Origin of the sequence: Ferruginibacter sp., assembly GCF_031430955.1 — a bacterium.
Classification (GTDB): Bacteria; Bacteroidota; Bacteroidia; order Chitinophagales; family Chitinophagaceae; genus Ferruginibacter.
The window spans coordinates 1-4,466 of the sequence record NZ_JANPCM010000605.1 but is presented as its reverse complement, the minus strand read 5'-3'; the positions used below and the strand labels follow the sequence as shown (position 1 = coordinate 4,466).

General features: G+C 39.2%; 4 protein-coding genes and 1 pseudogene. All 5 read left to right on the top strand.

Annotated elements, in window-relative coordinates; all coding sequences use genetic code 11:
• Positions 1-18 precede the first annotated feature (18 nt).
• Positions 19-945, top strand: a complete 927-nt coding sequence (locus ACY65O_RS17225; protein WP_462222099.1) for a glycoside hydrolase family 43 protein — start codon at positions 19-21, stop codon at positions 943-945.
• A 103-nt stretch (positions 946-1,048) separates the two neighbouring features.
• Entirely contained in the window at positions 1,049-2,206 is a 1,158-nt protein-coding gene (locus tag ACY65O_RS17220) for an XdhC family protein (RefSeq protein WP_462222098.1), read from the top strand.
• The gene (locus ACY65O_RS17215) at positions 2,203-2,823 is read left to right on the top strand and encodes a nucleotidyltransferase family protein (protein ID WP_462222097.1); all 621 of its coding nucleotides are present in this window, start codon (positions 2,203-2,205) and stop codon (positions 2,821-2,823) included. The genes ACY65O_RS17220 and ACY65O_RS17215 overlap by 4 nt, the downstream gene beginning before the upstream one ends.
• On the top strand, positions 2,813-3,793 hold the full coding sequence (gene moaA, locus ACY65O_RS17210) for a GTP 3',8-cyclase MoaA (RefSeq protein ID WP_462222096.1): 981 nt from the start codon (positions 2,813-2,815) through the stop codon (positions 3,791-3,793). The genes ACY65O_RS17215 and moaA overlap by 11 nt, the downstream gene beginning before the upstream one ends.
• A gap of 254 nt (positions 3,794-4,047) precedes the next feature.
• A pseudogene (locus tag ACY65O_RS17205) lies at positions 4,048-4,466 on the top strand (molybdopterin molybdotransferase MoeA); the annotation flags it as partial.

The window sequence follows — 4,466 nt, the reverse complement described above, 5'->3', positions numbered from 1 at the left end:
TTTTTATTTGTAACAGCAATGTATTCCATTGCACAAATACCCACATCCGGCAATCCCATTATTAAAGGCTGGTACGCCGACCCCGAAGCAGCTATTTTTAAAGATCGGTACTGGATCTATCCTACTTATTCGGATAAATATGAAAAGCAGGTTTTCTTTGATGCTTTTTCTTCAAAAAATTTAGTGCAATGGAAAACGCATCATAAAATTTTAGACACTGCGGCAATTAAATGGGCACGTCGTGCCATGTGGGCGCCTGCCATTGTGCAAAAAGATAAACAATATTTTTTATTTTTTGCTGCCAACGATATACAAAGCAACAACGAATATGGCGGCATTGGTGTGGCAGTTGCCAATAAACCCGAAGGCCCTTTTAAAGATTACCTGGGCAAACCTTTAATTGATAAATTTTATAATGGTGCACAACCAATAGATCAGTTTGTATTTAAAGATACAAATGGCCAGTATTATATTATTTACGGTGGCTGGCAGCATTGCAATATTGCTAAACTAAAAAATGATTTTACGGGCATTGTTCCTTTTAGTGACAGTACTTTGTTTAAAGAGATCACTCCCAAAGGTTATGTAGAAGGGCCGTTTATGTTTATGCGTAACAACAAATATTATTTTATGTGGAGCGAAGGCGGCTGGACCGGTCCGGATTATTCTGTAGCGTATGCCATAGCCGATACTCCTTTTGGGCCTTTTGAAAGAGTGGGTAAAATTTTACAGCAGGATTCAGCCATTGCTACCGGTGCCGGCCACCACTCTGTAATGCACAATGCTAAAAAAGATCTTTGGTATATAGTGTATCACCGCAGGCCGCTTGGCGAAAAGGCTGCCAACAACAGGGCTACCTGCATTGAGCAATTATTTTTTGATGACAAAGGTTTTATTCTGCCGGTTAAACTCAGCTTTACCGGCGTGCCGGCGGTTAAAATATAATGCCGGTGTGGCTGATATGAATAAGACAGGAACATGATAAATATAAAAATGAAAAAATGTTTTTGTTGTGATGGATGGAAAATAAGATTGATGGAAAATAAAAATGAAAGAACTCCTTCAAATAATAAAAGCATATGATACTGCACTGCATGCCGGAAAAAAATCGGCCATGGCAGCCGTAGTGCATGTTGATGGTTCCTCTTACCGGCGCCCCGGCGCAAGAATGATGGTTACGGATGATGGCGAACTTACCGGCGCCATAAGCGGCGGCTGTTTAGAAGGCGATGCTTTGCGAAAAGCTATGCTGGTTTTATCGCAGCAGCAATCGAAATTAATTACCTACGATACCAGCGACGAAGGCGATGCTACCATCGGCATTCAATTAGGTTGCGAAGGCGTGATACAGGTTTTGTTTGAACCCATTGATCCCGGCAATAAAAATAATCCCATTCAATTATTACGTAAGGCGGTGGCATTGCGGCAGCAATCGGTATTAGTAACTTTGTTTTCTTTACAAGATAAAAAAAACAAACAACCCGGCACTTGTTTACTGATGGAAGCCAATGGAAATATTTCGGGAGAAATTCCTTATGCTGAATTACAGGATGCGGTGATGGAAGATGTGCAGTTGGTCATGCAGCAACAGACATCTTTATTTAAAAATTATGAGTATAAAAATATTTCTGTTACTGCGTTCATCGAATTTTTACAACCGCCGGTTTCGTTAGTTGTTGTTGGTGCCGGTAACGATGCCATACCCATGATGCAGATTGCTGATACATTAGGTTGGGAAGTTAGAGTGGTTGACGGACGGGGCACTCATGCAAAATCCGAACGCTTTACCGCTGCCTGCCAGGTGCTGGTAAGCAAGCCCGAAAAAGTTTTAGAACAACTTGCCATTGACAGTCAAACTGTTTTTGTAATGATGACACACAACTATAATTACGACCTTGCCATGCTGAAAGTTTTGCTGCAGCGCAAGGTTATTTATATTGGCATGTTAGGACCAAAAAAGAAATTAGAAAGAATGCTGGATGAGTTGCGTGATGAGGGTATTGCATTAACAGATGAACAATTAAACTCCATTTATGGCCCTGTTGGTTTAGAGATTGGTGCAGAAACGGCGGAAGAAATTGCACTAAGTATTATTGCAGAAATTAAAGCAGTGCTGAGCAATAAAACCGGTGGCTCACTACGCAATAAACAAGATGTGATACACTCCAGAACGGATACACAGATAGCAGTAAAAACTTTACAATGAACAATACGCAGTATGCAATTAAACATTGTGCTATTGTAATTCTTGCTGCAGGAGTAAGCAAACGTTTGGGCAGTCCTAAACAATTGCTGGTTTACAAAAAACAAAATTTATTAAGACATGCGGTGGATACGGCTTTGGAAACTGGTTGCCTATCTGTTTTTGTGGTGCTGGGTGCAAATATGGAATTACTGAAAAAAGAATTGAAAGATAAACCTGCCATCATCATTGAAAATAAAAATTGGGAGGATGGGATGGCTTCATCTATCCGTGCGGCACTGCAAAATATTACAGCTACCATACTGCAGCCCGATAGTGTTATCTTTATGGTATGCGATCAGCCTTTTGTAAACAGTTCTTTATTATTAAAATTATTAGCAACAAAACAACAAACAGGATTGCCCATTGTTGCCAGCAGCTACGCAGGTAAAATAGGTACGCCGGCATTGTTTGATAAAAGTTTTTTTGCGGCATTGATGGAATTAAAAGGAGATAAAGGCGCAGGAAAATTGATCAGTGATAATGCAGATAAAGCAGCATCAGTTTCTTTTCCCAAAGGCGAAACAGATATTGATACTACAGCAGATTATGAATTATTAAAAAAAGAAAATGATTATTGACAATTATAACCGTGTACATAATTACCTGCGAATTTCGCTTACCGATAATTGCAACCTGCGCTGCTTTTACTGCATGCCCGAAGAAGATTATGTGTTTACGCCTGCTTCGCAATTAATGCAGGTGGATGAAATTGAAAAACTTGCTAAAATATTTGTAGCAAATGGCGTAAATAAAATTCGGCTTACCGGTGGCGAACCATTAGTGCGTAAAGATGCTGCAGAAATTATTACGGCCTTATCAAAATTACCCGTTACGCTTACGCTTACAACTAATGGCACCAGGCTGCACGAATTTGTGGAGGTGCTGGAAAAAGCCAATGTACGTTCGCTTAACATTAGCCTGGATACTTTACAGGCAGAAAAATTTCAACTGGTTACACGGCGCAACCAGTTTGATGTGGTGATGAAAAATATTGAGTTGCTGTTACACAAAAACTTTCATGTAAAAATAAATGTGGTGGCCATGAAGGGTTTTAATGATAATGAGATCAACGATTTTATTGCATGGACAAAACATACACCGATACATGTCCGCTTTATAGAGTTTATGCCCTTTAGCGGCAACCGGTGGACGAGTAACAAAGTTTTTACAATGCAGGAAATATTGAATGTAATAGAAGAAAAATATTCTTACGTCCGTTTAAAAGATGAAAAACACGACACGGCTAAAAAATATATGATACCCGGTCATGCAGGTACCTTTGCCATCATCAGTACCATGAGTGCAAACTTCTGCGGCGATTGTAACCGCATGCGTTTAACCGCCGATGGTAAAATGAAGAACTGTTTATTTTCAAAAGAAGAAACAGATTTATTATCTGCCTTACGCAATGGTGAAGCGATATTGCCAATGATACAGCAATGCATCAGCAGCAAAGCAAAAGAATTAGGCGGACAGTTTACACCCGATTTTGAGCATATACATGCGGAAGATATTAATAACAGGAGTATGATTACGATTGGGGGATAATAAGCAAAGTCCCAAACTTCCCGAAGGGCAAAGTGATCAAGTTAAAGGTATTAAAATTATAAATCTCCCAATTCCAGTTCCCTCTCCTTTGGAGAGGGGTTGGGGTGAGGTCTTTACAAAATGCTTAACTTAACGACATTGCCAGAGGGGCTTTTGAACACATTATTTAAAACATTTATAAAATTAAATACAGCATTTATAAAACTATAATATTTTAATAATAAATTTTAAATACCCCGTTAGAGAATAGCAGCATGATATCAGTTGACGAAGCAAAAAAAATAATTGAACAAAATATTGTTGCATTGCAGCCGGTACAAATGCCGCTGCAAAAAGCAGCAGGAAAAATTTTGGCAGAAGATGTTTATTCAACTGTTGACATTCCTGCATTTCCACAATCTTCAATGGATGGTTATGCATTTTCATTCAGTCATTGGCAAGAGCATAAAAAATTAATTATTGATGGTGAAATTGCAGCGGGAAGTGAAAAAGAAATTTTACTTGCAGAAGGAAAAACCATCCGCATTTTTACGGGTGCACCTGTGCCACCGGGTGCAGATACAGTGGTAATGCAGGAAAAAGTTATTGTACAAGATTCAACTTTAATTATAGAGGACGAAGCGATAAAGCAGGGAACAAATGTGCGGCCAAAAGGTTCTGAAATGAAAGCGGG